This window comes from Caulobacter sp. SRI_008 (assembly GCF_057586355.1).
Map to the genome: position 1 here is coordinate 21,444 of NZ_JBYCZS010000008.1, position 24,206 is coordinate 45,649.

A 24,206-nucleotide genomic window follows, 5' to 3' on the forward strand; every position below is an offset into this window, starting at 1 on the left:
CTCTTTTGTCAAAATCCACATCTAAGTCCCCCGATGGACTTATCGATCACGCCGACCCGATCCTTAAGGCGTTCGTGATCCACCCGGTGCGGCCTGCTCGTGGGCAGGCCGCTCTCGAGGCGCGCGATCCCAAGGCGCGTCTCGAAGAGGCCGTCGGCCTCGCCGTAGCCCTCGATCTCGACGTTGTCGAAACGGCCATCGCGCCGTTGCGCACCGTCACGCCCGCCACCCTGTTCGGCAGCGGCAAGATCCAGGAATTCAAGGCGATCTGCGAGGTCGAGCATATCGACGTCGCCGTGTTCGACGACCAGCTCACCCCCGTCCAGCAGCGCAATCTCGAGCGCGGCCTGGGGGTGAAGGTCGTCGACCGCACGGGCCTGATCCTCGAGATCTTCGCCCGTCGCGCCCGCACGCGCGAAGGCAAGCTGCAGGTCGAACTGGCGCGGCTCGACTACGAGCGCTCGCGCCTCGTCCGCACCTGGACCCACCTGGAACGCCAGCGCGGCGGCACCGGCAACACCGGCGGCCCCGGCGAAACCCAGATCGAACTCGACCGGCGCCTGATCGCCGGCACGATCGGCAAGCTCAAGCGCGAGTTGGAGGAAGTGCGGCGCACCCGCACCCTGCACCGCAGCGCCCGCAAGAAGGTCCCGTACCCGACCGTGGCGCTGGTGGGCTACACCAACGCCGGCAAGTCGACCCTGTTCAACCGCCTGACCAACGCCGAGGTCGTGGCCCAGGACATGCTGTTCGCCACGCTCGACCCGACCCTGCGAACGGTCAAGCTGCCCGACGGCCGTCCGGCCATCCTGTCCGACACCGTCGGCTTCATCTCCGACCTGCCGCACGAGCTGGTCGAGGCCTTCCGCGCCACCCTCGAGGAGGTGCAGGAGGCCGACGTGGTCCTGCACGTGCGCGACGTCGCCAACCCCGACACCGACTCCCAGGCCCGCGACGTCCAGGCGGTGCTGACCGAGCTGAAGGTCACGGCCGACGAGGGCAAGACCGTCGTCGAGGTCTGGAACAAGATCGATCTGGTCGACGGCGAGGAACGCGAGATCCTCGAAGGCCGCGCCAAGCGCTCCGACGCCTCGGCGGTCTCGGCCGTCACCGGCGAAGGCTGCGCCGAGCTGCTCAAGCGCGTCGGCGGTCTGATCGACGACACCCCGCCCATCGCCCTGCGCCTGTCGCCGGCCGACGGCGAGGCCCTGGCCTGGATCTACCGCAACGGCCGCGTGGTCGAGCGCGACGATCGCGAAGACGGCGAAGTGCACCTGGTGGCCCGCATGGACCCCCAAGCGCAGGGCCGCTTCGAGCGTCAGTTCCCCGGTGTCTGGGTGATGCCGATCGGGGAGTGACTCTTTCCCTCTCCCATGGGGAGAGGGAGGGGCCCGTCGCGAAGCGATGGGAGGGTGAGGGGGTACGCCTTTGGACGTCGTGCCGGCACGACGTCTTCAGTCCCTAACCCCTCATCCGACGGCCTCCGGCCGCCACCTTCTCCCGATGGGAGAAGGTCACTTCTTCTCGGCCGCCTTCGCCGCGTCCCACAGCGCGTCCATCTCCGCCAGGTCCGACTGGTCCGGCGTTCGCCCGTCCTTGGCCAGTTCCGCCTCGATGAATGCGAAGCGCCGGGCGAACTTGGCGTTGGTGGCGCGCAGGGCGTCCTCGGGTTCGACGTCGAGCTTGCGGGCCAGGTTGGCGCAGACGAACAGGATGTCGCCCAGCTCCTCGCGGGCCTTGGCCTGGTCGCCGGCGTCGATCTCGACCTGCAGTTCGGCGACTTCCTCGGCCAGCTTGGCCAGCACCTCGTCGGTCGAGGGCCAGTCGAAGCCGACGCGGGCGGCGCGCTTGGTCAGCTTCACCGCGCGGGTCAGGGCGGGCAGGCCGGCCGGCACGTCGTCGAGCACGCCGCCCTTCTTCTTGGCCTTGCGCTCCTGAGCCTTGAGCTCCTCCCAGCCGGCCTTCTGGTCGGCCAGATCGTCATAGGCGTGGTCGCCGAACACGTGCGGATGTCGGCGGATCATCTTGTCAGAGATCGACTGGGCCACGCCCGCCAGGTCGAACGCGCCCTGTTCCTCGGCCATCCTTGAGTGGAACACCACCTGCAGCAGCAGGTCGCCCAGTTCCTCCTTCAGGTCCGACAGGTCGTTCCGCTCGATGGCGTCGGCGACCTCGTAGGCCTCCTCGACCGTGTAGGGCGCGATGGTCGCGAAGGTCTGCTCCACGTCCCACGGGCAGCCGTGGTCGGGGTCGCGCAGGCGGGCCATGATCTCCACCAGGGTGAAGAGCGGATGCTCCTCACTCGGCTGCAGAGGACGCGGGGCTGGGGTCGGGGCGGCGGTCATGCGGGCTCGTGTCTGCGGCGGTGGCGGCCTCGGCGGCGTCGCGCGCGTCCAGTTGGGCGCGGATCTCGGCGTGGCGTCTGGCGTCCAGCGGATAGCGTACGATGATCAGGCAGACCAGCACCCCGAGCGCCGCCGGCACAACGGTGTAGAGCACGATCAGCGCCGTATCGCCTTGGGCGCTGGGCACCTTGGGGTCGAAGCCGAGCTTCTCCAGCACTAGGAAGACGCCGATGGCCAGGGCGAAGCCCAGCTTCACCGTGCCGTTGACGACGGCGTAGAGCAGGCCGGTGCGGTCGACGCCGGTATTGAGCCGCTCCTCGTCGCCGATGTCGGCCATCATCGAGCGCACCAGCAGCGGCGCGGCCGAATAGGGCAGGCCGGCCAGCACCAGCACCGCCACGCCGAACAGGTTCATGCCCGGGGGCGTCAGGATCGCGGCCATCTGGAAGACGGCGTACATGATCCCGGCGATGGCCAGGGCGGTGTGCTTGCCCAGGGTCTTGGCCAGCCAGGGCCACAGCGGCGCGCCGGCCAGGGCGGCGACGAAATAGATCAGCAGCAGGATCCCCGCCTGGTCCTTGGGGATGCCCTTGATGCGCTCGAAGAAGAAGAAGAACAGCGCCCCGCCGATGCCGGGCGCTAAGCCCATCAGCAGGTCGGCCGCCAAGAGCTTCTGCACGCTGGGGCGTGTCAGCAGGCCCAGATACTGCTTGATACCCGCCTCGTGGCGCTGGGGCGGCGCGGCCGGTTCGCCGACGACCACGCTGGCCAGCAGCGCCGTCAGCGGCGTCAGCACGATGATGAACCAGCCCATGGCCGCGATCCCCGAGGCGTGGTTCCCCTTGAAAGCGAAGGCCATCAGCGGCGGCAGCAGCAGCACCAGGATCATGCCGATCACGTTGCCCGCGCCCCAGAACCCATAGATCCGCGAGCGTTGCTGGTAGTCAGGCGACAGCACCGCCCCCCACGCCGTCTGCGCCAGCACCGCCATCGAGAAGCCGACATAGGCGATGATCAGCCAGGCCCAGAGGAAGACCGGTCCGATCCCGGGCTTGGCCATGAACAGGGCGTAGGACGCCGCCATCAGCAGCGGGGCGCTGGCGATCAGCCAGGGCCGGAAGCGGCCCCAGCGGGTCCGCGTGCGGTCCATCAGGCCGCCCAGGATCGGATCCAGGATGATGTCGGCCAGCCGCACCAGCAGGAAGGCGGTCCCGACGACCGACAGCGAAAGGCCAAGCTCGCTGACGTAATACTCAGGCAGGTAGACCACCAGCGGCAGGCCCAGGCCCGCAAGCGGCAGGGTGGGCGAGGCATAGGCCGCCAGGACGGCGTTCGATCGTCGTGGCGCGGCGCTCATGCTTCCTCCCCGGCGCATTACGCAGCGCCTCACTGAACGGCGATCAGACGCTGCGTCGAGGCGTCTGGCAAGCGAGGGTGAAGATCAGCCAGGCCAGCAGGGCCGACGCCAGCGAGCCGGCCAGCACGCCGATCTTGGTCTCTTCGCGCAGCAGTTCGGCGTCGAAGGCCAGGTTGTTGATGAACAGGCTCATGGTGAAGCCCACCCCGCACAGCGCCGCCACGCCGTAGAGCTGGCCCCAGTTCACGCCCGACGGCTTGCGCGCCAGTCCCAGCCCGATGGCGGCGGCGCTGAAGGCGAAGACGCCGGCCTGCTTGCCCAGGAAGAGGCCCAGCGCGGCTCCCAGCGTCGCCGGCGCGGCCAGGGCCGAGGCGGAAAGACCGCCCAGGGCGACGCCCGCATTGGCGAAGCCGAAGACCGGCACGATCAGATAGGCCACCCACGGATTAAGCCCGTGCTCCAGCCTGTGCAGCGGCGAGCGGCTGTGGTCGGGCGACAGCGGAATGGTCATGGCCAGCAGTACGCCGGCCAGCGTCGCGTGGATCCCCGACTTCAGGAACAGCACCCAAAGCACAGCGCCCAGCAGCAGATAGGCCCACAGCGCCGTCACCTTCAGCCGGTTCAGCGCGATGAGCGCGGCCAGCACGACGGCCGCGCCGCCTAGCGCCCACAGGGTCAGGTGGTCGGTGTAGAAGAGGGCGATGATCAGGATCGCGCCCAGGTCGTCGATGATCGCCAGGGCCGCCAGGAAGATCTTCAGTGCGCCCGGCACGCGTGGTCCCAGCAGCGACAGCACCCCCAGAGCGAAAGCGATATCCGTCGCCGCCGGGATCGCCCAGCCGGCCCGAACCTCTGGCGCGTCGCGGGCGATCAGCAGGTAGACCAGCGCCGGAACGACCATCCCGCCCAGCGCCGCGAAGCCGGGCAGGGCGCGGCGCGGCCAGGTCGAGAGCTCGCCGTCCACGACCTCGCGCTTGATCTCCAGGCCGACCAGCAGGAAGAACACCGCCATCAGCCCGTCATTGACCCAGTGCTCGACCGACAGCGGGCCGAGATAGGCGTGCAGGGCGTGGAAATAGCCGTCCGCCAGCGGCGAGTTGGCCACGACCAACGCCGCCGCCGCCGCGATCATCAGCAGCACCCCGCCGGCGGCTTCGCTGCGCAGGAAGGCGCGCAGGGCGGATACGGCGCGGCGGGGCATGGTGGCTCCTTGTCGGGATTCGTCAGGCGGAGTTTGACCGCCGCCAGGAGCCAGGGCCAGGGAAACCGGTCAGGGCAGCCCGGCGATGCGGGCGATGGCGGCGATGTCCAGCGATTGCTCCAGGATCTGCGCGATCTCGTCGAGCGCCGCATCGACCCGCGCCGACTGATCCTGGCCGTCAGCCGTCACGCCGAGCGGGGCGAGCAGGGCGGTTCGCGCCGAGGCCTTGTCGAACAGGCCGTGGACGTAGCCGCCGGCGATCCGACCGTCGGCCGAGACGGCGCCGTCCGAGCCGTGGCCATCGATGGTCAGCAGCGGTCGCGCGGTCCCGGGGCCGGTCGTGCGGCCGACATGGATTTCGTAGCCCTCGAAGGCCGCGCCGTCGGCCAGGCGCCCGGTGACCGGCCGCACCGTCTTGTCGCTGGCCAGCACGGTCTCGACGTCCAGCAGGCCAAGCCCCGGCGCCGAGCCCGGCGCGCCCTCGACGCCGTCCGGATCGCTCAGCGTCCGGCCCAGCATCTGGTAGCCGCCGCAGACGCCCAGCACCCGGCCGCCGCGCCGGGCATGGGCGAGGATGTCGACATCCCAGCCGTTGGCGCGCAGGAAGGCCAGATCCGCCAGCGTCGCCTTCGTGCCCGGCAGGATCACCAGGTCCGCGTCGGCCGGCAGCACGCCGCCGGGCGGCAGGAAGATCAGATCGATCGCCGGATCGTTCCGCAGCGGGTCGAAGTCGTCGAAATTGGCGATCCTCGACAGCATAGGCACGACCACCTTGGCGCGGCGGCCTTCGGCAGAGGCGGCGCCGCGCTCCAGCACCACGGCGTCTTCGGCCGGCAGGAACCGCACCGGCGGCAGCCACGGGACCATGCCCAGATCCGGCCAGCCCGTCAGGCGCGCGATCTCGGTCCGCCCGTCGTCGAACAGCCCCGGATCGCCCCGGAACTTGTTGATGATGAAGCCCTTGATCCGCGCCCGGTCGGCCTCGTCGAGCACCAGGTGCGCCCCGGCCAGGGCCGCGATCACGTGCCCCCGGTCGATGTCGCCGACCAGCGCCACCGGCACGTCGGCGGCGTGGGCGAATCCCATGTTGGCGATGTCGCCGGCTCGGAGGTTGGTCTCCGCCGGACTGCCCGCGCCCTCGACCAACACAAGGTCGGCCTCGGCCGCCAGCCTTCGATAGCTGTCCAGCGTCGTGGCCAGCAGATCCGGCTTCAGCCCCTGGAACGCCCGGGCCTTGTAATTGCCGACCACGCGACCCTGCACCACCACCTGGGCGCCCACATCGCTCTGGGGTTTGAGCAGCACCGGGTTCATGTGCACGCTGGCCGGCGTGCGGCAGGCGATCGCTTGAAGGGCCTGTGCCCGCCCGATCTCGCCGCCGTCGGCGGTGACGGCCGCGTTGTTGGACATGTTCTGCGGCTTGAACGGCCGCACCACCAGGCCGCGATTGGCGAAAAGTCGGCACAACCCCGCGACCAGGGTCGATTTGCCGACGTCGGAGCCGCAGCCCTGGATCATCAAGGAAGCCATGCCCTCGCGCCTAAAGCCGTCAGCAGGCGCGGTCAATCGACGCCGCAAAGCTGGCGCCCGGCGGCGGCGCGCTCTATATCGGCGGCCGCATGACCATCGATCACGACGCCCGCCTTCGGCGGCTGAAGTTCCGGGCCTGGCATCGCGGCTTCCGTGAAGCGGACCTCATTCTGGGGCCGTTCGCGGATACGCTTGGCCCGACCCTGCCCCCCGACCAGCTCGACGTGCTGGAAACCCTGCTCGAACAGTCCGATCGCGAGATCTACGCCTGGATCGTCGGCCAGGAGGCCACGCCCGAGGCCTTCGAGACCGAGATCATGGCCATGATCCGCAAGTTCCGCTTCGAGGCCCACACTTCGCGGCCTGTCGGCGACGGCGCCTGAACCCTTTGCATCTCGGCGGGTTGTTCCTCGCCCATACTTGAAGAGCAGCATGGCCTACGACGCCAAACAGATCGCCAAGGCCGCCGGCGGCCTGACCCTGGCCGGCGCGCCCGAGGGCTTCGACGCCCTGGCGATGGCCGACATCGCCCGCGCGCGGGGTGGCCTGACCGTGTTCGTGGCCCGCGACACGGCCCGGGCCAGCGCCTTCATCGACGCCCTGAAGTTCTTCGCCCCCGAGATCGAGGCGGTGCTGCTGCCCTCGTGGGACTGCCTGCCCTATGACCGCATCGGCCCCTCGGCCGGAGTCGCGGCCACCCGTATGTGCACCCTGCACCGCCTGGCCAACGGCCTTGGCGAGGGCAAGGCGGCCATGCTGGTCGTCGCCGCGCCCGCGCTCCTGCAGCGCGTGCCCACCAAGGAAGTGCTTCTCCGCGCCAGCTACGGCGCCAAGGTCGGCCAGTCGGTCGATATCAAGGACCTGGAGCGCTACTTCGCCGTCAACGGCTATGTCCGCGCCTCCACCGTCTCCGAACGCGGCGAATTCGCCATCCGGGGTGGCGTCATCGACGTCTATCCGCCGGCCGCCGAAGAGCCTGTGCGTCTCGACCTGTTCGGCGACACGCTGGAAAGCATCCGCGCCTTCGATCCGGAGACCCAGCGCTCGACCAAGCAGTTGAAGTCGATCGAGCTCTTGCCAGTCAGCGAGGCCCTGCTCGACGCCGACGCCATCTCGCGCTTCCGGGGCTCCTACGTGCGCCTGTTCGGCGCGCCGGGCGACGATGCGCTCTACGCCGCGGTCAGCGACGGCGGCCGCCGCGCAGGGATGGAGCACTGGCTGCCGCTGTTCTACGAGCGGATGGCGACGATCTTCGACTATCTGCCAGCCGGAACCCTGGTCGGCGTCGATCACCAGACGGCCGAGGCCCGCGACGAGCGCCTGGCGATGATCGCCGACGCCTACGACGCCCGCGCCGCCGCCGACCGCAAGTCGGCCTACCGCCCGCTGGAGCCGCACGCCCTCTACCTGACCGCCAAGGAATGGGACGAGGCGGTCTCCGACCGTCCGCACCGCCAGTTCACGCCGTTCCAGCCCCAGGGGCTCGACGTCGTCGACATGGGCGCCAAGCATGGCCGCACCTTCGCCGCCGAGCGCGCCCAGGACAGCGTCAACCTGTTCGAGGCCACCGCCGACCACGCCAAGAAACTGGCCGGGGAGGGGAAACGCGTTCTCTTCGCCTCGTGGTCGGAAGGCTCGTCCGAGCGCCTCGGGACCATGCTGGCCGACCACGGCCTCAAGAAGATCCCCTATGCCGGCTACTGGCAGGCGGCCAAGGCCAACGATCCGAAGGTCCCCCAGCGCGTCGTCCTGCCGCTCGACGCCGGCTTCGAGACTGACAGCCTGGCCGTCATCTCCGAGACCGACATCCTCGGCGATCGTCTGGCCCGCCCGCGCAAGAAGCGCCGCGCCGCCAACTTCCTGGCCGAGGCCAGCGCCCTGACGCCCGGCGACCTCGTCGTCCACATCGACCACGGCATCGGCCGCTACGAGGGCCTCAAGACCCTCGACGTGCAGGGCGCGCCGCATGACTGCCTCGACCTGATGTATGGCGGCGAGGCCAAGCTCTACCTGCCGGTCGAGAACATCGACCTGCTCACCCGCTACGGCGCCGACGGCGAGAACGTCCAGCTCGACAAGCTGGGCGGCGCGGCCTGGCAGGGCCGCAAGGCCAAGGCGAAGGAGCGTCTGCGGATCATGGCCGAAGGCCTGATCCAGATCGCCGCCGCCCGCTCGCTGAAGTCGGTGGAAGAGACCGATCCGCCGTCGGGCGTGTTCGACGAGTTCTGCGCCCGCTTCCCCTACGAGGAGACGGACGACCAGCTCAACGCCATCCACGACGTGCTGGAAGACCTGGCCTCGGGCAAGCCGATGGACCGCCTGATCTGCGGCGACGTCGGCTTCGGCAAGACGGAAGTCGCCCTGCGCGCGGCCTTCGTGGTGGCCATGAGCGGCAAGCAGGTGGCCATCGTCTGCCCGACGACGCTGCTGGCCCGCCAGCACTACAAGACGTTCAAGGAGCGCTTCCAGGGCTGGCCGATCAAGGTCACCCGCCTGTCGCGCCTGGTCACCGGCAAGGAAGCCGCCGACACCCGCGAGGGCCTGGCCAACGGTCAGCTGGAGATCGTCGTCGGCACCCATGCGGTGCTCAGCAAGCAGGTCGCCTTCAAGGACCTGGGCCTCGTCATCGTCGACGAGGAGCAGCACTTCGGGGTCAAGCACAAGGAGAAGCTCAAGGAGCTTCGCGCCGACGTGCACATGCTGACCCTGACCGCCACGCCCATTCCGCGCACGCTGCAGATGGCGCTGTCGGGCATCCGGGAGATGTCGATCATCGCCACCCCGCCAGTCGACCGTCTGGCGGTGCGCACCTACATCACGCCCTTCGACGCCGTCACCGTGCGCGAGGCCCTGCTGCGCGAGAAGTATCGCGGCGGCCAGGCCTATTACGTCGTGCCGCGCCTGAAGGACCTGGAGGACATCGAGAAGTTCCTCCGCACCCAGGTGCCGGAGATCAAGTACGTCGTCGGCCACGGCCAGATGAGCGCCACCCAGCTCGAGGAGGTGATGACCGCCTTCTACGAGGGCCAGTACGACGTGCTGCTCGCCACGACGATCGTCGAGAGCGGGCTCGACATCCCCTCGGCCAACACCCTCGTGGTGCACCGCGCCGACATGTTCGGCCTGGCCCAGCTCTACCAGATCCGTGGACGCGTCGGCCGCTCCAAGGCCCGGGCCTACGCCTATCTGACGACGCCGGCCGAAAAGCAGATCACCCTGTCGGCCGAGAAGCGCCTGAAGGTCCTGCAGTCGCTCGACAGCCTGGGCGCCGGCTTCCAGCTGGCCAGCCACGACCTCGACATCCGCGGCGGCGGCAACCTGCTCGGCGACGAGCAGAGCGGCCACATCAAGGAGATCGGCGTCGAACTCTACCAGCAGATGCTGGAGGACGCGGTGGCGGCCCTGCGCGAGCGTCAGGGCGCCGAGGCCCTGCTGGAGGACCGCGCCTGGTCGCCGCAGATCAACACCGGCGCGGCCGTGATGATCCCCGACGACTACGTGCCCGACCTCAATGTGCGCCTGTCGCTCTATCGCCGCCTGTCTGAAGCCGAAAAGGCCGCCGACCGCGAAGCCCTGGCCGCCGAGATGATCGACCGCTTCGGCCCGCTGCCGCCCGAGACCGACTCCCTGCTCAAGGTCGTCGGCATCAAGGGCATGTGCCGCGAAGCCAATGTCGCCAAGATCGACGTCGGCCCCAAGGGCGCGGTGCTCAGCTTCCGCAACGACGAGTTCGCCAACCCGCTGCCGCTGATGCAGTTCATCGGCAAGAACAACCTGATCTGGAAGGCTCGTCCCGACCAGAAGGTCGTGGTCAAGGGCGAATGGGATACGCCGGCTCAGCGTCTCGACGCGGCCGAGAAGATCCTGGTCCAGCTGGTCAAGCTGGCGAAGGGGTAGGGAAGGCGAGGCGGCTTCGGCCGCCTCATATCCCCAGCAGGCTGACCGGCTCGACTTCGGCCACGCCGTCGAGCCACGCCGCCAGCGTTTCGAACAGCCGCGCCGCTTCGAGATAACGCAGCGGGTTGTCAGCGAACGCCTGCCGGATCTCCTCGACCGAGTATTCGCCCGAGCGGAAAACCTTCGGCGCGAAGGCCGCCAGCCGGTGCGGGGTCGGTCGCCGACCAGGAGGCATGGCGGCGGCGAACCGCAAGCGACGCAGGCGGGACACTTCAAGACGCAACGCGGCGGCGAAGGCCGTCCGGGCTTCTACGGGAATGACGTTGGCGCCCCAGCGAACATAGGGCGGCATGGCGGGCCAGGCGGCGCCCAACAATGGAAAGACCAGATCGAACCCGTCCTCGCGCAGCACCAGGCTGTCGCCGATGGGATCGGGCCAGCGGCCGACCGCGAACTGGTAGCTGGTTCCTCTGGCGAAGCCGAAGTGTCGCCTGACGCTCAGGTCCAGCCGAACCTGTCCCTTCCAATCGGGCCTCTGCGTGCCGTCGTAGCGATGGCGGCGTCGCCATTCGAGGCGGTCGCGAAATCCAAACATGCGTGCGCTGCGCGGCTGAGGCGCGAGTTGTGGAGAGCCTTGAAGTTGCACGCGGTCGCTTCGACCGCAAGCCTTGCAGGCGCCAGATTGTCGCAGGTTAATCTCGGTTAAAGCGCCGTTAGGAATCGAGCGCCACAACCAAGCTTAAGGCTCGGGCTGTGGAGATTCTTTTATGAAGGCGTTCGGTCGGCTGACCATTGCGTGGAAGCTGGTGACGGTGGCCGGTCTGGCCATCGGTCTTCTGCTGATCGCGGCCGCCGTGGCGGTGTCGATGCACACCTCCGGCATCGTGGCGGGGCTGACGCACCGCTACGCCGACGCCGTGGCCGACGACGCCATCGAGCAGATCCGCACCGAGATCGGCCGGGTCGAGGCCACCTCGCGCTCGACCGCCGGCGCGATCGCCGCCGCCCATTCGGCCGGCCTGCGCGACCGCAAGACCTATATCGAGATGCTGCGGCCCCAGGCCGACGCCACGCCGATCGTCATGGGCAGCTGGTTCATGGCCGCGCCCAACGCCCTGGACGGCCGCGACGCCGAGTTCGCCGGCCAGACCGAGATGGGCGCCAATCCCGACGGCAGCTTCACCCCGTACTGGGTGCACGCCGACGGCAAGGTGGTGTTCCAGCCCCTCAACGAGGGCAACGAATACAGCCAGCCCTACTACACGATCCCGCGCGACACCCATAAGGCCGCGCTGCTGGAGCCCTATCCCTACACCGTCGCCGGCAAGACCGAGCTGATGACCTCGGTGGTCTATCCGGCGATGATCGGCGGCCAGTTCCTGGGCGCGACCGGCGTCGACCTGTCGCTGGACGGCGTCTCCAAGCGCCTCGAACAACTTAAGCCCCTGGGCGGCGGCCGCGTCATGCTGCTGTCGGCGGCCGGCAAGTGGGTCGCCCACCCAGACGCCGACAAGCGCACCACGGCCTATGCCGACGAAGGCGCCGACAAGGTCAAGGCGGCCCTGAGCGGCGGCGAGGCGGCGCTGTTCAGCGGCGTCAAGGTCGGCGACGAGGAGATGGAGCGGATGATCCGTCCCATCGCCATTCCCGAACTGAACACCACCTGGGCCCTGGTCATGGACGTGCCGCGCTCGGCCATCACCGGTCCGGCCGACCGCCTGGCCATGATCCTGCTGGTCGGCGGCGTGGTGATCACCGGCGCCGTGCTGCTGGCCCTGTTCCTGGCCAGCGCCAGCCTGGTGCGCAAGCCGCTGTCGGGCCTGACCCAGTCGGTCGACGCCCTGAGCGCAGGCCGCTACGACCAGCCGGTGCCCGGCGTGACCGGCGGCGACGAGATCGGGGCCATCGCCCGCGCCCTCGACGGTTTCCGCCACGATCTGGCCGACGGCCAGCGCCGCCGCGCCGAGCAGGAGGCCGAACGCGCCGCCGCCGAGATCGAGCGCCAGCGCCACGCCGAAGAGGCCGAGGCCTTCGCCAAGGCCCAGGCCGCCGCCGTCGCCACCCTGGGCGAAGGCATGGAGAAACTGGCCGACGGCGACCTGATCTGGCGCATGCGCGAGGACGGCTTCGCCGGCGACGCCCGCAAGATGCCGCGCGACTTCAACGCCGCCGTCGAGAGCCTGCAGCAGACCATGGCCGGCATCCTCTCGGCCGCCCAGAGCATTCGCACCGGCTGCGCCGAGATCAGTCACGCCTCCGACGACCTGGCCCAGCGCACCGAGCGCCAGGCCGCGGGCCTGGAGCAGACCGCCGCCGCCCTCGACCAGATCACCGCCACGGTGAAGAAGAGCTCTGACGGCGCCGAGCGCGCCCGTCAGCTGACCGAGAGCGCCAAGGCCAACGCCGAGAAGAGCGGCAAGGTCGTCACCGAGGCCGTCCAGGCCATGGGCGGCATCGAGAAGTCGTCGCAGTCGATCACCCAGATCATCGGCGTCATCGACGAGATCGCCTTCCAGACCAACCTCCTGGCCCTGAACGCCGGCGTCGAAGCCGCGCGGGCCGGTGAGGCGGGACGTGGTTTCGCGGTCGTCGCCCAGGAAGTGCGGGCCCTGGCCCAGCGCTCGGCCGACGCGGCCAAGGAGATCAAGGGTCTGATCCGCGCCTCCACCGACGAGGTCGGCAAGGGCGTGCGCCTGGTCGGCGAGACCGGCGAGACCCTGCAGCAGATCATGGAGCAGGTCTCCGAGATCAACGCCCTGGTCGGCGAGATCGCCTCGTCGGCCAAGGAACAGGCCATCGGCCTGGCCGAGGTCAACACCGCCGTCAACCAGATGGACCAGGTCACCCAGCAGAACGCGGCCATGGTCGAGCAGTCGACCGCCGCCAGCCACGCCTTGTCCAGCGAGGCCGCCGAACTCGAACGCCTGATCGGCCGCTTCCAGGTCGGCGCCGAGGTCCGCGAACTGCGCGCGCCGCCGCGCCAGCCGGCCGCCCCGCGCCGCGAGGCCTTCCGCGAACGCTACGTCCAGGGGGCCAACGCCCTGAAGGTGGCCCCGCAATCGCGCCCCGGCGATTGGGAGGAATTCTAGGAGCTGTGCCATTCCGGGCCTTGCCCGGAACGGGACGGTGAAGCTTGGGGAAAACGCCGTGCGCGGGGGCTCGCTTCCGCGCACGATCACGCTATATCCGGACCATGGCTGAAGCTTTCAACGACAAGACCCTCTCCGCCGACAAGTCCGCCCGCTACGCCGAGGTGGCCGACGAGATCGCCTCGGTGCTCGACGGCGAAGGCAACGTGACGGCCCGCATGGCCACCGTGGCCTCGATGCTGGCCAACAGCTTCGACCACTATTTTTGGACTGGCTTCTACGTCGTCGATCCGGCCAAGGAGCGCGAGCTCGTCGTCGGTCCCTACCAGGGCACGCTGGGCTGCCTGCGCATCGCCTTTGGGCGAGGAGTCTGCGGCGCGGCCGCCGAAACCGGCCAGACCCAGCTGGTCGCCGACGTCCACGCCTTCCCGGGCCACATCGCCTGCGACGCCCGCTCGGCCAGCGAGATCGTCGTGCCGGTGTTCGACGGGCAAGGCCGCCTGCTGGCGGTGTTCGACGTGGATTCCGACCGCCCCGCCGCCTTCGACGAGACCGATAAGGTCTGGCTCGAACGCATCCTGGGCGCGACCTTCGTATCCTGAGGTTGGCCCCGAGGTTGCAGAATTGTTTCCATCATTCCTTAGCCGAGCCGGATTAGGACAGGTGGACATGCTGCAAGTCGAGACCCTGCACCCCGCCGACATGGCCCAGGCGGACGTGGCCCTGTGGCGAGCCTTCGCCGCGGCCGATCCGGCCCTGGCCAGCCCGCTGTTGGGTCCTGACTTCACCCAAGCCGTCGGCCGGGTGCGCGAGGACGCGCGGGTGGCGGTGATCCGGCGCGAGGGCGAGACCATCGGCTTCCTGCCGCACCATCGCCGCCCTGGCGGCATGGCCCGCCCGATCGGCGCGCCGCTGTCCGACTATCATGGCCTGATCGCCAAGCCCGGCGTCGAGATCGACGCGGCCCAGGTGCTGCGCGCCGCCGACCTGGCTGTGTTCCGCTACACCGGCCTTGTCGATCCGGCTCACGCCTTCGCCGCCGAGCCGACGACGGCGGCCTACGTCATCGATATCGGCGACGACGTCGACGCCTATCTGGAGGCCGTCCGTTCGGGCAGCCCCAAGAAGATCAAGAACTACCGCCGCCTGGACAACAAGCTCGAGCGCGAGATGGGGCAGGTGGTGCTGAAGGCCGCCGACCATTCCCAGGAGTCGTTCGACCAGCTGATCGCCTGGAAGCGCGAGCAGATCGAGCGCACCGGCGTGCACGACTTCCTGCGCCCGCAATGGACGCGCGACCTGTTCCAGACCCTGTTCGAGACCCGCGAGGGCGACTTCCGGGGGCTGATGATCAACCTCTACGCCGGCGGCCAGCTGGTGGCCGGCCACTTCGGGGTGCGCCAGGGCGCGACCTACCACCCGTGGATCGCCTCGACCAATCCGGCCTTCGCCGCCTGGTCGCCGGGCCAGATCTTCTTCCCCCGGGCCATCGCGGCCATGCCGGAACTGGGCCTGTCGCGCTACGACCTTGGTCCAGGCTCGGATCACTACAAGCACTCCTACGGCCTGACCCAGACCCTGATCGCCGACGGCGCCGTCACCGCCGCCAGCATGGCCGGCCGCGTCGCCCATTCGGTGGAAGGCGTCTGGGCTCTGGCCGGCGCCAACGGCCAGGGACCGGTTGCGCGCCTGCGCCGGCGCATGGACATCATCGCCAGCACCGAGCTTACGATGGGCGGGCGCGTGAAGGGGCTGGTCGACGCCGTCGCCTCCCAGGGCCGCCGCCGCAACGCGACGATGGAGGTCTGATGGCGCGCGTGACGATCATGATCCCGACCCAGCGTCGGCCCGGCGGCCTCACCGTCGCGGCCCGCTCGGTCCTGGCCCAGGCCGGGGTGGATCACGCCGAGCTCGAGCTCGTGATCGTCGACAACGACCAGACGCCCTCGGCGCAACCGGTCGCCGAGGCTCTGGCCGCGCAAGCGCCGTTCCCCGTCCACTACGTGCACGAGCCCCGCGCCGGCGTCGCCAACGCCCGCAACGCCGGCATGGCCAAGGCGTCCGGCGAGTTCATCGCCTTCCTCGACGACGACGAGGAGGCTCCGGCCGGCTGGCTGGCGGCCCTGCTGGCGGCTCAGGACCGCTATGCCGCCGACGTCGTCTTCGGACCCGTCCGCGGCCGCGCGCCTGAAGGCTCCGCCCATCGCGACTATCTGGAGCGGTTCTTCTCGCGCCTGGGCCCGGATCAGGCCGGCGTCATCGACCACTATTACGGCTGCGGCGACAGCCTGCTGAAGCGTTCCAGCCTGCCCGATCCGCTCGCGCCCTTCGCCGTCGAGCGCAACCATATCGGCGGCGAGGACGACATGCTGTTTGGCCATATGCAGGCGGCCGGCGCGGTCTTCGCCTGGGAGCCGGCGGCCTGGGTCTGGGAAGACCCGCTGCCCGAGCGCCTGACCCTCGACTACACGATCCGCCGCGCCTTCGCCTACGGCCAGGGCCCCTCGGCCCACTGCGCCGCCGCCGTTCCACCGGATCGGGCGGGGGTTGCCCGCTGGATGGCGGTCGGCGTCGTCCAGGCCGCCCTGTTCGGGGCCGTGGCCGGCTTCAAGTGGCTGACCCGCGCCGGCGACCGGGCCGAATGGCTCGACCGCGCCGCTCGCGGCCTCGGCAAAACCCTGTGGTGGGGCCCCTTCAAGATCCACTTCTACGGACACTCGGCGTGAGGCTGGCGTCATGACCATCATCCACGACTGGACCCCGGAAAAGGCCAAGGCCTTCGGCAAGGAAAACCTCGTCTTCAAGCACGGCCTGCACGAGCGGCCGATGTTCGACGACGAAGGCCTGGCGCGCCTGCTCGACCGCTATCCGCGCGAGCTGCTGGGCGTCTTCACCATGGGTGAGGACCCCAAGGCCTGGACCACCTGGCGCAAGGGCTCGGCTGGCAACCTGTCGGGCGACCAGCTGCTGGAGGCCGCCAAGGCCGGCCGCATCTGGCTGAACCTCCGCCACACCAACGACCACGTCCCCGAATACGCCGCCCTCTGCGACGAGATCTTCGCCGAGAAGGAGAGGGAGGTCCCGGGCCTCAAGACCTTCAAGCGCGATCTGGGCATGCTGATCAGCAGCGCCAACGCCCAGGTCTTCTACCATCTCGACGTGCCGCTGGTGTCGCTGTGGCAGATCCGGGGCGTCAAGAAGGTCTGGGTCTATCCGGTCGCCGATCCTTACGTCGGCGAATTGGCCCTGGAGAAGATCGTGCTGCGCGAGACCGCCGAACAGTTCGCCTTCGAGCCCGCGTGGGACGCCGGCGCCCAGGCCGTCGAGTTGACGCCCGGCTCCATGGTCACCTGGAAGCAGAACGCCCCGCACCGGATCGAGAACGGCCCGATGCTGAACGTCTCGATCTCGATCGAATTCATGACCCCGCCGGCCCTGATGCGCGCCAATGTCATCTACGCCAACGGCGTGTTGCGCCGCCGGCTGGGCGCCAGTCCCAAGGTCCAGGCGGGCTTTGGCCCCACGGCGCTTGGCAAGCTTGCCATCGCCCGCGGCGCCAAGGCCCTGAACCTGCAGACCCCGCACGTGCGCCACCTGCCGGTGACCTTCGGCCTCGACGCCGCCCGGCCCGGCGTGCTGGTCGAGCACGCCTAGGCGCGGCCCCAGGCCCGACGCACCGACAGACCCCCGGCGCACGCTCCGCTCGCGCTTCCGTTCGGCTGCCCGTTCGGCTGACCGTCGTGTGACACGCCCGACCGACTCCTCCTGGAGTTGAAGCTGGCGTCGACTGCTCGTTGGCGCCGCAATCATGATCATCGCGCTGCAAAAAATCATGGCGGGCGCCGTGCAAAGGGGCGCCGACGCGCCTGAAGCCCCCGTTACGCCCCGAGGACGGCGGGAGCTATTGCGCAAGTTGCAAGCCTGACGAACTGTTTCAGTGGCGACATTCTTCGAATGTATCGCCCGACTTTTATTATCAAATAAAAACACTCGAACCGGGAAGCGCCACGGAGAAAGCAAACGCGCGCGCATAGCGCCACGAGGGGGTATGCATGACTAAGTGCTCACGGACTATTTTGCTTTCGGGTATTTCAGCGTTTTCTCTGACCTTGGCGTACGCCAGCCTGGCCAATGCGGCCGATCTGCCGGCCGAACCGGCTGAACCAGCCGTGACCGAGGTCGATACGGTCATCGTTCTCGGCACGCGCAGAACCGACCGGTCGGTCGTGGACTCGCCGTCTCCGATCGATGTCTTCGGCGGCGAAGAGCTCGCCCGCCAGCCGGCCGCCGACATGCTGGACGTCGTCAAGAACCTCGTCCCGTCGTTCTACGTCCCGCAGAACACCATCTCCGACGCCTCGACCTTCGTGCGCGCGCCGTCCCTGCGCGGTCTCGGCGCCGACCAGGTGCTCGTGATGATCAACGGCAAGCGCTACAACCGCTCCGCCCTGGTCCAGGTCGTCACCGGCGGCGACACCGCCCTGTCGCTCGGCGCCCAGGCCGTCGACCTGTCGATGATCCCGTCTATCGCGGTCAAGAGCCTGCAGATCCTGCGCGACGGCGCGACCGCCCAATACGGTTCCGACGCCATCGGCGGCGTCATCAACTACGGCCTGCGCGACGCCGACAGCGGCTTCGAGGCCCAGGCGCGCTACGGCCAGACCTATGCCGGCGACGGCGAGAGCTATCAGTTCGCGGTCAACGGCGGCTTCAAGCTGTTCGACGCCGGCTTCGTCAACGTGTCGGCCGAGTATTTCGACGACGGCGAGACCAGCCGCGGCGCCACCCGGCCCATCGCGGCCGTCTTCGCGGCCAACAATCCCACCCTGGCCAACCAGCTGCCCAACTATCCCGGCCCGGCGCAGATCTGGGGCTCGTCGCCGACCAACGGCTACAAGCTGTTCGTCAACTCCGCCTACGACGTCAACGACAACACCAGCATCTACCTGACGGCCAATGTCGGGCATCGCGAGGCCGATCAGAGCTTCAACTATCGCTCGCCGATCTCGGCCCCCACGCCGCTGGCGGTCAACAACGGCACCGGCACGCCGGCCACCGGCTCGCCCGGGCGCAACGGTTCCTTCGCCCCGATCTATCTGACGCCTTGCCCGACCGGCAACGCCACCTGCCCGACGGGCGGCTTCGTCAAGGACGGCAACACCTTCAGCTTCACGTCCATCTATCCGGCGGGCTTCACCCCGCGCTTCCAGGGCGAGGTCGAACAGTTCTACGGCACGATGGGCGTCAAGGGTAAGGCCGACAGCGGCCTGACCTACGACCTATCGGCGACCGTGGCGAAGAACTCGCTCGACCTGGCGATGACCAAGTCGCTCAATGCCTCCTTCGGTCCGGCCAGCCAAACGTCGTTCAAGTTCGGCAAGCTGATCCAGCGCGAAACCAACCTGAACCTCGACCTGACCTATCCGCTCGAAGTCGGGTTCGCCAGCCCGGTCACCCTGTCGGGCGGCGCCGAGTTCCGGCACGAAGAGTATGAAGCCACCGCCGGCGACCTGCAGTCCTACGCCGCAGGTCCCTACGCCGTGCAGCCCCTGTATGTGCAGGTTTCGCCCGGCGTCTACACGCGCTCGATCGTAGGCGGCAATCCCGAGACGGCCTCGCAGTCGCCCGGCGCCAGCGGCTATGGCGGCACCAGCCCGGCCTCGGCCAAGACCTCGACCCAAAGCAACTACGGCGTCTATCTCGGCGCCGAGACCGACGTCACCGAGGCCTTCACGGTCGGCGTCGCCGGTCGCTACGAGGACTACGACACCTTCGGCGACACCGTGGTGGGCAAGGTCAACGCCCTCTATCGGTTCTCCGGGATGTTCTCGGTGCGCGGCACCGTCGGCACCGGCTTCCACGCCCCGTCTCCCGGGCAGAGCAACACCGAGATCCTGACGACGGCCTTCGCCCCTGGCGGCGAGCAGGTCCAGACCGGCACCTATCCGGTGACCAGCGCCATCGCCCAGTATTTCGGCGCCAAGACCCTGACGCCCGAAGAGTCCACCAACTACGGGGTCGGCTTCATCTTCAACCCGATGAGCAACTTCACCCTCACGGTCGACGGCTACTTCATCAAGGTGAAGGACCGCATCAGCATCACCAGCACCTTCGATGTCACCGCGGCCGACATCGTCGCCCAACCCGCGCTCGCCGCGGTCGGCGTCGGCGGCGCCGTGGCCTATTTCACCAATGGTTTCGACACCGAGACCAAGGGGATCGACGCCGTCGCCAGCTATCGCACCGAGCTGCTGGACAACCCGCTGAGCCTCACCCTGGCCTACAGCTACAACAAGAGCGAGGTCACCAAGTCCGATCCCGTCGCCATCGGCGCCGACCGGATCTACGACATCGAGAACATCACGCCCAAGCACCGCGCCAATGTCTCGGCCAGCTACGAGATCGCCGGCTTCCTGATCAACGCCCGCGGCAACTACTACAGCAAATGGAGCACCAACCAGGACTATCCCGGCCAGACGTTCGGCGCGAAGGTCACCGCCGACCTCGACATCAGCTATACGGTCGCTGAGAAGTACACCCTCACCGTCGGCGCCAATAACCTGTTCGACGAATATCCCGACAAGCTGGCCCCGACCACGGCCAACCCAATCTACGCCATCACCGGCAGCACGGCCGATGGTCAGATCTACCCGCGCTCGGGCGGTCCGTTCGGCATGAACGGCGGCTTCTGGTATGCGCGCCTGAAAGTGAAATACTAGGCGCTTCGAAAACCTGCCGTCTCCACGAGGTGACGGCGGCGAGACGGGGAGGCGGCCAGGGCGTTCCTGGCCGTCTTCTCGCATCCTCTCAGGTCATCGGCGCGCAGGCGCGGGTGATCAGCAAGTAAGCAAAAACTTCATTAGGACGCCATGACGTCCTCCGGGCGGGATCGCGCCCTTGCCCGAGACCCGGCTTTGCCGCACTGCTAGGGCAAGATGAGTCAGGCAGTCACGATTGAACTTGGGGAAGGCGGCGAACACGACGCCCGCGCCCTGCGCAACGCTTTCGGGTGTTTCACCACCGGCGTCACGGTCATCACGACCTTGGCGCAGGATGGCCGCCGCGTCGGCCTGACCGCCAATTCCTTCACGTCCGTCTCGCTGGACCCGCCGCTGGCCTTGGTCTGCGTCGACCTGAAATCGTCCAGCCTCGGGGCTCTCGACGCGGCCGGCCGTTTCGCCGTCAACGTGCTGCACGCCGACCACCAGGCCCTGGCCCGCCAGTTCGTCCAGAAGGGCGTCGATCGCTTCGCCGGCATCGACACCGAGACCTGGCGCACCGGCGTGCCGATCCTGCCCGGCTGCATGGCCAATTTCGAGTGCGAGACCCACCACGTCTTCGACGCCGGCGACCACCGGGTCTATGTCGGCCGCGTGGTCAAGCTGCGCTACGACCCCGACCATGAGCCGCTGGTCTATCTCCAGGGCCGGTTCCGCCGGGTCCACGTCGACGCCGAATAGGCAAAGCGCGCCAGGGTTAGGTGTAGGCGGCTAACCCGCCCGGGCGCGCGCTAAATGTCTGCCCCTGGAGCCCGAAGGGATCCAGGGTCAGATTTTCCAGGATACGCGCCGTTTCTCGGATGCTATTGACGCCGAAAAACAGCGTTAGGGAGCGCATCATGCGAGACATCGCCCATTTCGTGAACGGCCAAGCCCTCATCGGCGCCTCGGGGCGCTACGGCGACGTCTTCAATCCCAACACCGGCGAGGTCCAGGCTCGCGTCCAGTTCGCCAGCGACGCCGAGATCGACGCCGCCGTCCAGGCCGCTGCGAAAGCGCAGATCGGCTGGGCCGCCACCAACCCGCAGCGCCGCGCTCGGGTGATGTTCGAGTTCAAGCGCCTGATCGAGCGCGACATGAATTCGCTGGCCGAGATCCTGTCGTCCGAGCACGGCAAGGTCATCGCCGACAGCAAGGGCGACATCCAGCGCGGCCTCGAGGTCATCGAGTTCGCCTGCGGCATTCCCCATATCCTCAAGGGCGAATACACCGAGGGCGCGGGTCCCGGCATCGACGTCTATTCGATGCGCCAGCCGCTGGGCGTCGTCGCGGGCATCACCCCGTTCAACTTCCCGGCCATGATCCCGATGTGGATGTTCGGCGTCGCCATCGCCGTCGGCAACACCTTCATCCTCAAGCCGTCGGAGAAGGATCCCACGGTTCCGGTCAAGCTGGCCGAGCTGATGATGGAGGCCGGCGCGCCCGAGGGCGTGCTGAACGTGATTCACGGCGACAAGAGCGCCGTCGACGCCATCCTGACCCATCCGGAGATCAAGGCCGTCAGCTTCGTTGGCAGCTCCGACATCGCCCACTACGTCTACCAGACCGGCACGGCGCACGGAAAGCGCGTCCAGGCCATGGGCGGCGCCAAGAACCACGGCATCGTCCTGCCCGACGCCGACCTCGACCAGGTCGTGAAAGACCTCTCCGGAGCGGCCTTCGGCTCGGCCGGCGAGCGCTGCATGGCCCTGCCGGTCGTCGTTCCGGTCGGCCAAAAGACCGCCGACGAGCTGCGCGAGCGCCTGGTCGCCGAGATCGAGACCCTGCAGGTCGGGATCTCCACCGACCTGGCCGCCCACTACGGCCCCGTGGTCAGCGCCCAGCACCGCGCCAAGATCGCCGACTACATCCAGATCGGCGTCGACGAGGGCGCGGAACTGGTGGTCGACGGCCGCGACTTCTCGCTTCAGGGCTTCGAGAAGGGCTTCTTCATCGGCCCGTCGCTGTTCGACGGCGTCAAGAAGGGCATGAAGACCTACCGGGAGGAGATCTTCGGCCCCGTCCTGCAGATGGTCCGCGCCGAAAGCTTCGAGGAAGCCATCGCCCTGCCGTCCGAGCACCAGTACGGCAACGGCGTCGCCATCTTCACCCGCAACGGCCGCGCCGCCCGCGAGTTCGCCCAGCGCGTCAACGTCGGCATGGTCGGCATCAACGTGCCGATCCCGGTGCCGGTGGCCTATCACACCTTCGGCGGCTGGAAGCGCAGCGCGTTTGGCGACACCAACCAGCACGGCGTCGAGGGCGTGAAGTTCTACACCAAGGTCAAGACGGTCACGGCCCGCTGGCCCGAAGGCGACGTCGAGGACAGCGCCTTCGTCATCCCGACCATGAAATAGCGGGCAGGGGGCGGCGATGGGCCAGACGCGCAGGACGATCGCCGCCGGCATGCTGGCTTCGGGGCTCTCGCCCGGCTTGGCCCTGGCCGCCGCCGATCTCGCCCTGGTCGGGCAATACGGCGTTCCCGAGGCCCCGGTGACGGTCTTCGAGACCGACGACGGCGGCCTCGGCTTCTTCGACCATGGCCAACCGGCCCGGCGGCTGTCGTCGCTGGGGGCGGGCCGCTACGCCGTCGAGGGCGGCGGCGAACTGCTGGTCACCGCGCGTGGGATCCGCTGGAACGGCGCCATCCTGCCGCGCCGTGACTTCGGGGCCGAGGTCCAGGCCGGCATCCGCCGCGCCGTCCGCGCCAATCCCAAGGCCCTTCGCGAGCGCGCCCTGGCCGCGACGCCGCCGAAGGAGAGCGGCCAGTTCCTGCCGACCGATCTCGTCGATCTGGCCACGATCGACCCGACGATCGCCTTCGACATCCGCTACGCCGACCGCGACAACTTCATGGGGCTGAAGCTCTACGAACGCCCGGCGGCCTGGCTTCAGCGTCCGGCCGCACAGGCGCTCGGCCGCGCCGCCAAGGCGCTGGCGGCGCAAGGCTACGGCCTGACGATCCACGACGCCTATCGCCCATGGTTCGTCACCTGGATGTTCTGGGAAGCCACGCCACCGGCCAGCCGCGTCTTCGTCGCCGATCCGGCCAAGGGCTCGCGCCACAACCGCGGCTGCGCCGTCGATCTGACGCTCCACGACCTTGCGACCGGCGCTGTCGTCCAGATGCCCAGCCGCTACGACGAGATGTCGACCCGTTCCTACGCCGACTTCGCCGGCGGAACGGCCCGGCAGCGGGCGCTGCGCCAGATCCTCCGCGACGCCATGGTCGCCCAGGGCTTCGAGATCTATCCGGAAGAGTGGTGGCACTTCGACTACGGCGACTGGCGCCGCTATCCGATCGGAACCAAGACCTTCACGGAACTGGCGGGGGGACAGAGCGGCTTATGATCCTCAACATCATCGACGACCGTAAGCGCCCCCATCGCTGGAAGACCGTGAACGCCATCGTTGAGGCCACCTGGCACGACAACAGCTGCCCCGATGCCGACCAGGCCGAGCTTCCCGACGACGTCCATCACGTGTTCTTCGAGGATCGGGACGGCCTTTCGGTCGCCGAAGCCATCGAATGGGCCAGCCGCATGCCCCAATTGGTGACGCTCTATCTCAGCGACGCCTGAGGCGGCGGCTCACGCCACCCACTCGAAGCTCGTCACCGCCCAACCGTAAGACCGGATCCGCCAACCGTCGGCCTCGCGGACCTGCACGAACGTCCAGCCGCCATGCTCGACGAACCGCCGCCCGTCGCGCACGCCGGTCCACTGCGTTGGCAGGGTGAAGTGAACCGTCTCGTCGGTCAGCACGAAGTCCTGGGCCGGCCCGAACGCATGCTTCAGGTCGCCAATCCCGCCCGCATGGCCGGTCATGATGCCTCGCCATTGCGCCAGGCCCGCTTGGCCCTGGAACACGTGCGGTGGAAAGTTCTCCAGGATCGTCACCTCGCCGGCGCAGAACACGCCGTCGAGCAGGCGCTCGTCCACCGTCTCGATGAACCGCGCCAGCGCTTGCGGAGCGGCCATCATGGCGGCGTCCGGCCCTTCGGCCTTGGGATGCTCGCTCATCGACCTC

At 68.7% G+C, this 24,206-nt stretch carries 19 protein-coding genes; 13 read left to right on the top strand and 6 right to left on the bottom strand.

The window, feature by feature from the left end; all coding sequences use genetic code 11:
* Positions 1 to 5 precede the first annotated feature (5 nt).
* Positions 6 to 1,358, top strand: coding sequence for a GTPase HflX (hflX, locus tag AC2YHT_RS08855; RefSeq protein WP_487289249.1), 1,353 nt, complete (start codon positions 6 to 8; stop codon positions 1,356 to 1,358).
* Positions 1,359 to 1,514: 156 nt separating this feature from the next.
* Here hflX and mazG read toward each other — a convergent pair whose 3' ends face one another.
* From mazG to AC2YHT_RS08875, 4 genes are all read right to left on the bottom strand, one after another.
* A complete protein-coding gene (gene mazG / locus AC2YHT_RS08860) occupies positions 1,515 to 2,345 on the bottom strand; it encodes a nucleoside triphosphate pyrophosphohydrolase (protein WP_487289251.1) in 831 nt (276 codons plus the stop codon).
* On the bottom strand, positions 2,299 to 3,702 hold the full coding sequence (locus AC2YHT_RS08865) for an MFS transporter (protein WP_487289252.1): 1,404 nt from the start codon (positions 3,700 to 3,702) through the stop codon (positions 2,299 to 2,301). The genes mazG and AC2YHT_RS08865 overlap by 47 nt, the downstream gene beginning before the upstream one ends.
* A 43-nt stretch (positions 3,703 to 3,745) precedes the next feature.
* Positions 3,746 to 4,903, bottom strand: a complete 1,158-nt coding sequence (gene nhaA, locus AC2YHT_RS08870; protein WP_487289254.1) for a Na+/H+ antiporter NhaA — start codon at positions 4,901 to 4,903, stop codon at positions 3,746 to 3,748.
* A gap of 69 nt (positions 4,904 to 4,972) precedes the next feature.
* Positions 4,973 to 6,433: a cobyric acid synthase gene (locus tag AC2YHT_RS08875; protein ID WP_487289256.1), complete on the bottom strand. Its 1,461-nt coding sequence runs from the start codon at positions 6,431 to 6,433 to the stop codon at positions 4,973 to 4,975.
* 89 nt (positions 6,434 to 6,522) lie between these two features.
* On the opposite strand from AC2YHT_RS08875, the gene AC2YHT_RS08880 reads away from it, so the two are divergent.
* Both AC2YHT_RS08880 and mfd read left to right on the top strand, forming a co-directional pair.
* Positions 6,523 to 6,816, top strand: coding sequence for an FAD assembly factor SdhE (locus AC2YHT_RS08880; RefSeq protein ID WP_487289258.1), 294 nt, complete (start codon positions 6,523 to 6,525; stop codon positions 6,814 to 6,816).
* 49 nt (positions 6,817 to 6,865) lie between these two features.
* Positions 6,866 to 10,330 (top strand): transcription-repair coupling factor, encoded by a 3,465-nt coding sequence (gene mfd / locus AC2YHT_RS08885; protein ID WP_487289259.1) that lies wholly within the window; start codon positions 6,866 to 6,868, stop codon positions 10,328 to 10,330.
* A 25-nt stretch (positions 10,331 to 10,355) separates the two neighbouring features.
* On the opposite strand, the gene AC2YHT_RS08890 is transcribed toward mfd, so the two are convergent.
* A complete protein-coding gene (locus AC2YHT_RS08890; RefSeq protein ID WP_487289261.1) occupies positions 10,356 to 10,976 on the bottom strand; it encodes a hypothetical protein in 621 nt (206 codons plus the stop codon).
* Positions 10,977 to 11,097: 121 nt separating this feature from the next.
* Here AC2YHT_RS08890 and AC2YHT_RS08895 point away from each other — a divergent pair, with 121 nt between their 5' ends.
* The 10 genes from AC2YHT_RS08895 to AC2YHT_RS08940 all read left to right on the top strand — a co-directional run bounded on the left by AC2YHT_RS08895 (position 11,098) and on the right by AC2YHT_RS08940 (position 23,758).
* A complete protein-coding gene (locus AC2YHT_RS08895; RefSeq protein WP_487289262.1) occupies positions 11,098 to 13,419 on the top strand; it encodes a methyl-accepting chemotaxis protein in 2,322 nt (773 codons plus the stop codon).
* 104 nt (positions 13,420 to 13,523) lie between these two features.
* Positions 13,524 to 14,021 (top strand): GAF domain-containing protein, encoded by a 498-nt coding sequence (locus AC2YHT_RS08900; protein WP_487289263.1) that lies wholly within the window; start codon positions 13,524 to 13,526, stop codon positions 14,019 to 14,021.
* Between the two features lie 67 nt (positions 14,022 to 14,088).
* Positions 14,089 to 15,228: a GNAT family N-acetyltransferase gene (locus AC2YHT_RS08905; RefSeq protein ID WP_487289264.1), complete on the top strand. Its 1,140-nt coding sequence runs from the start codon at positions 14,089 to 14,091 to the stop codon at positions 15,226 to 15,228.
* Positions 15,228 to 16,145, top strand: a complete 918-nt coding sequence (locus AC2YHT_RS08910) for a glycosyltransferase family 2 protein (RefSeq protein WP_487289266.1) — start codon at positions 15,228 to 15,230, stop codon at positions 16,143 to 16,145. Before AC2YHT_RS08905 ends, AC2YHT_RS08910 begins: the two co-directional genes overlap by 1 nt.
* Before the next feature lie 10 nt (positions 16,146 to 16,155).
* Positions 16,156 to 17,073: a hypothetical protein gene (locus tag AC2YHT_RS08915; protein ID WP_110122045.1), complete on the top strand. Its 918-nt coding sequence runs from the start codon at positions 16,156 to 16,158 to the stop codon at positions 17,071 to 17,073.
* Positions 17,074 to 17,528: 455 nt separating this feature from the next.
* A complete protein-coding gene (locus AC2YHT_RS08920) occupies positions 17,529 to 20,138 on the top strand; it encodes a TonB-dependent receptor plug domain-containing protein (RefSeq protein WP_487289268.1) in 2,610 nt (869 codons plus the stop codon).
* Between the two features lie 216 nt (positions 20,139 to 20,354).
* On the top strand, positions 20,355 to 20,879 hold the full coding sequence (locus AC2YHT_RS08925) for a flavin reductase family protein (RefSeq protein ID WP_110122043.1): 525 nt from the start codon (positions 20,355 to 20,357) through the stop codon (positions 20,877 to 20,879).
* A gap of 158 nt (positions 20,880 to 21,037) precedes the next feature.
* A complete protein-coding gene (locus AC2YHT_RS08930) occupies positions 21,038 to 22,534 on the top strand; it encodes a CoA-acylating methylmalonate-semialdehyde dehydrogenase (protein WP_487289269.1) in 1,497 nt (498 codons plus the stop codon).
* Positions 22,535 to 22,550: 16 nt separating this feature from the next.
* Positions 22,551 to 23,528, top strand: coding sequence for a M15 family metallopeptidase (locus tag AC2YHT_RS08935; protein WP_487289270.1), 978 nt, complete (start codon positions 22,551 to 22,553; stop codon positions 23,526 to 23,528).
* Complete coding sequence (locus AC2YHT_RS08940) at positions 23,525 to 23,758, top strand: hypothetical protein (protein WP_487289272.1); 234 nt, start codon at positions 23,525 to 23,527, stop codon at positions 23,756 to 23,758. Before AC2YHT_RS08935 ends, AC2YHT_RS08940 begins: the two co-directional genes overlap by 4 nt.
* Before the next feature lie 9 nt (positions 23,759 to 23,767).
* Here AC2YHT_RS08940 and AC2YHT_RS08945 read toward each other — a convergent pair whose 3' ends face one another.
* Positions 23,768 to 24,199 (bottom strand): hypothetical protein, encoded by a 432-nt coding sequence (locus AC2YHT_RS08945; protein ID WP_487289273.1) that lies wholly within the window; start codon positions 24,197 to 24,199, stop codon positions 23,768 to 23,770.
* Positions 24,200 to 24,206: the final 7 nt, after the last annotated feature.

What these genes read in the sequence shown, in the direction of transcription:
- mazG (WP_487289251.1), bottom strand. Translation starts at nt 2,345, where the DNA reads ATGACCGCCGCCCCGACCCCAGCCCCGCGTCCTCTGCAGCCGAGTGAG.
- AC2YHT_RS08865 (WP_487289252.1), bottom strand. Translation starts at nt 3,702, where the DNA reads ATGAGCGCCGCGCCACGACGATCGAACGCCGTCCTGGCGGCCTATGCC.
- nhaA (WP_487289254.1), bottom strand. Translation starts at nt 4,903, where the DNA reads ATGCCCCGCCGCGCCGTATCCGCCCTGCGCGCCTTCCTGCGCAGCGAA.
- AC2YHT_RS08875 (WP_487289256.1), bottom strand. Translation starts at nt 6,433, where the DNA reads ATGGCTTCCTTGATGATCCAGGGCTGCGGCTCCGACGTCGGCAAATCG.
- AC2YHT_RS08880 (WP_487289258.1), top strand. Translation starts at nt 6,523, where the DNA reads ATGACCATCGATCACGACGCCCGCCTTCGGCGGCTGAAGTTCCGGGCC.
- mfd (WP_487289259.1), top strand. Translation starts at nt 6,866, where the DNA reads ATGGCCTACGACGCCAAACAGATCGCCAAGGCCGCCGGCGGCCTGACC.
- AC2YHT_RS08895 (WP_487289262.1), top strand. Translation starts at nt 11,098, where the DNA reads ATGAAGGCGTTCGGTCGGCTGACCATTGCGTGGAAGCTGGTGACGGTG.
- AC2YHT_RS08900 (WP_487289263.1), top strand. Translation starts at nt 13,524, where the DNA reads ATGGCTGAAGCTTTCAACGACAAGACCCTCTCCGCCGACAAGTCCGCC.
- AC2YHT_RS08905 (WP_487289264.1), top strand. Translation starts at nt 14,089, where the DNA reads ATGCTGCAAGTCGAGACCCTGCACCCCGCCGACATGGCCCAGGCGGAC.
- AC2YHT_RS08910 (WP_487289266.1), top strand. Translation starts at nt 15,228, where the DNA reads ATGGCGCGCGTGACGATCATGATCCCGACCCAGCGTCGGCCCGGCGGC.
- AC2YHT_RS08915 (WP_110122045.1), top strand. Translation starts at nt 16,156, where the DNA reads ATGACCATCATCCACGACTGGACCCCGGAAAAGGCCAAGGCCTTCGGC.
- AC2YHT_RS08925 (WP_110122043.1), top strand. Translation starts at nt 20,355, where the DNA reads ATGAGTCAGGCAGTCACGATTGAACTTGGGGAAGGCGGCGAACACGAC.
- AC2YHT_RS08930 (WP_487289269.1), top strand. Translation starts at nt 21,038, where the DNA reads ATGCGAGACATCGCCCATTTCGTGAACGGCCAAGCCCTCATCGGCGCC.
- AC2YHT_RS08935 (WP_487289270.1), top strand. Translation starts at nt 22,551, where the DNA reads ATGGGCCAGACGCGCAGGACGATCGCCGCCGGCATGCTGGCTTCGGGG.
- AC2YHT_RS08940 (WP_487289272.1), top strand. Translation starts at nt 23,525, where the DNA reads ATGATCCTCAACATCATCGACGACCGTAAGCGCCCCCATCGCTGGAAG.
- AC2YHT_RS08945 (WP_487289273.1), bottom strand. Translation starts at nt 24,199, where the DNA reads ATGAGCGAGCATCCCAAGGCCGAAGGGCCGGACGCCGCCATGATGGCC.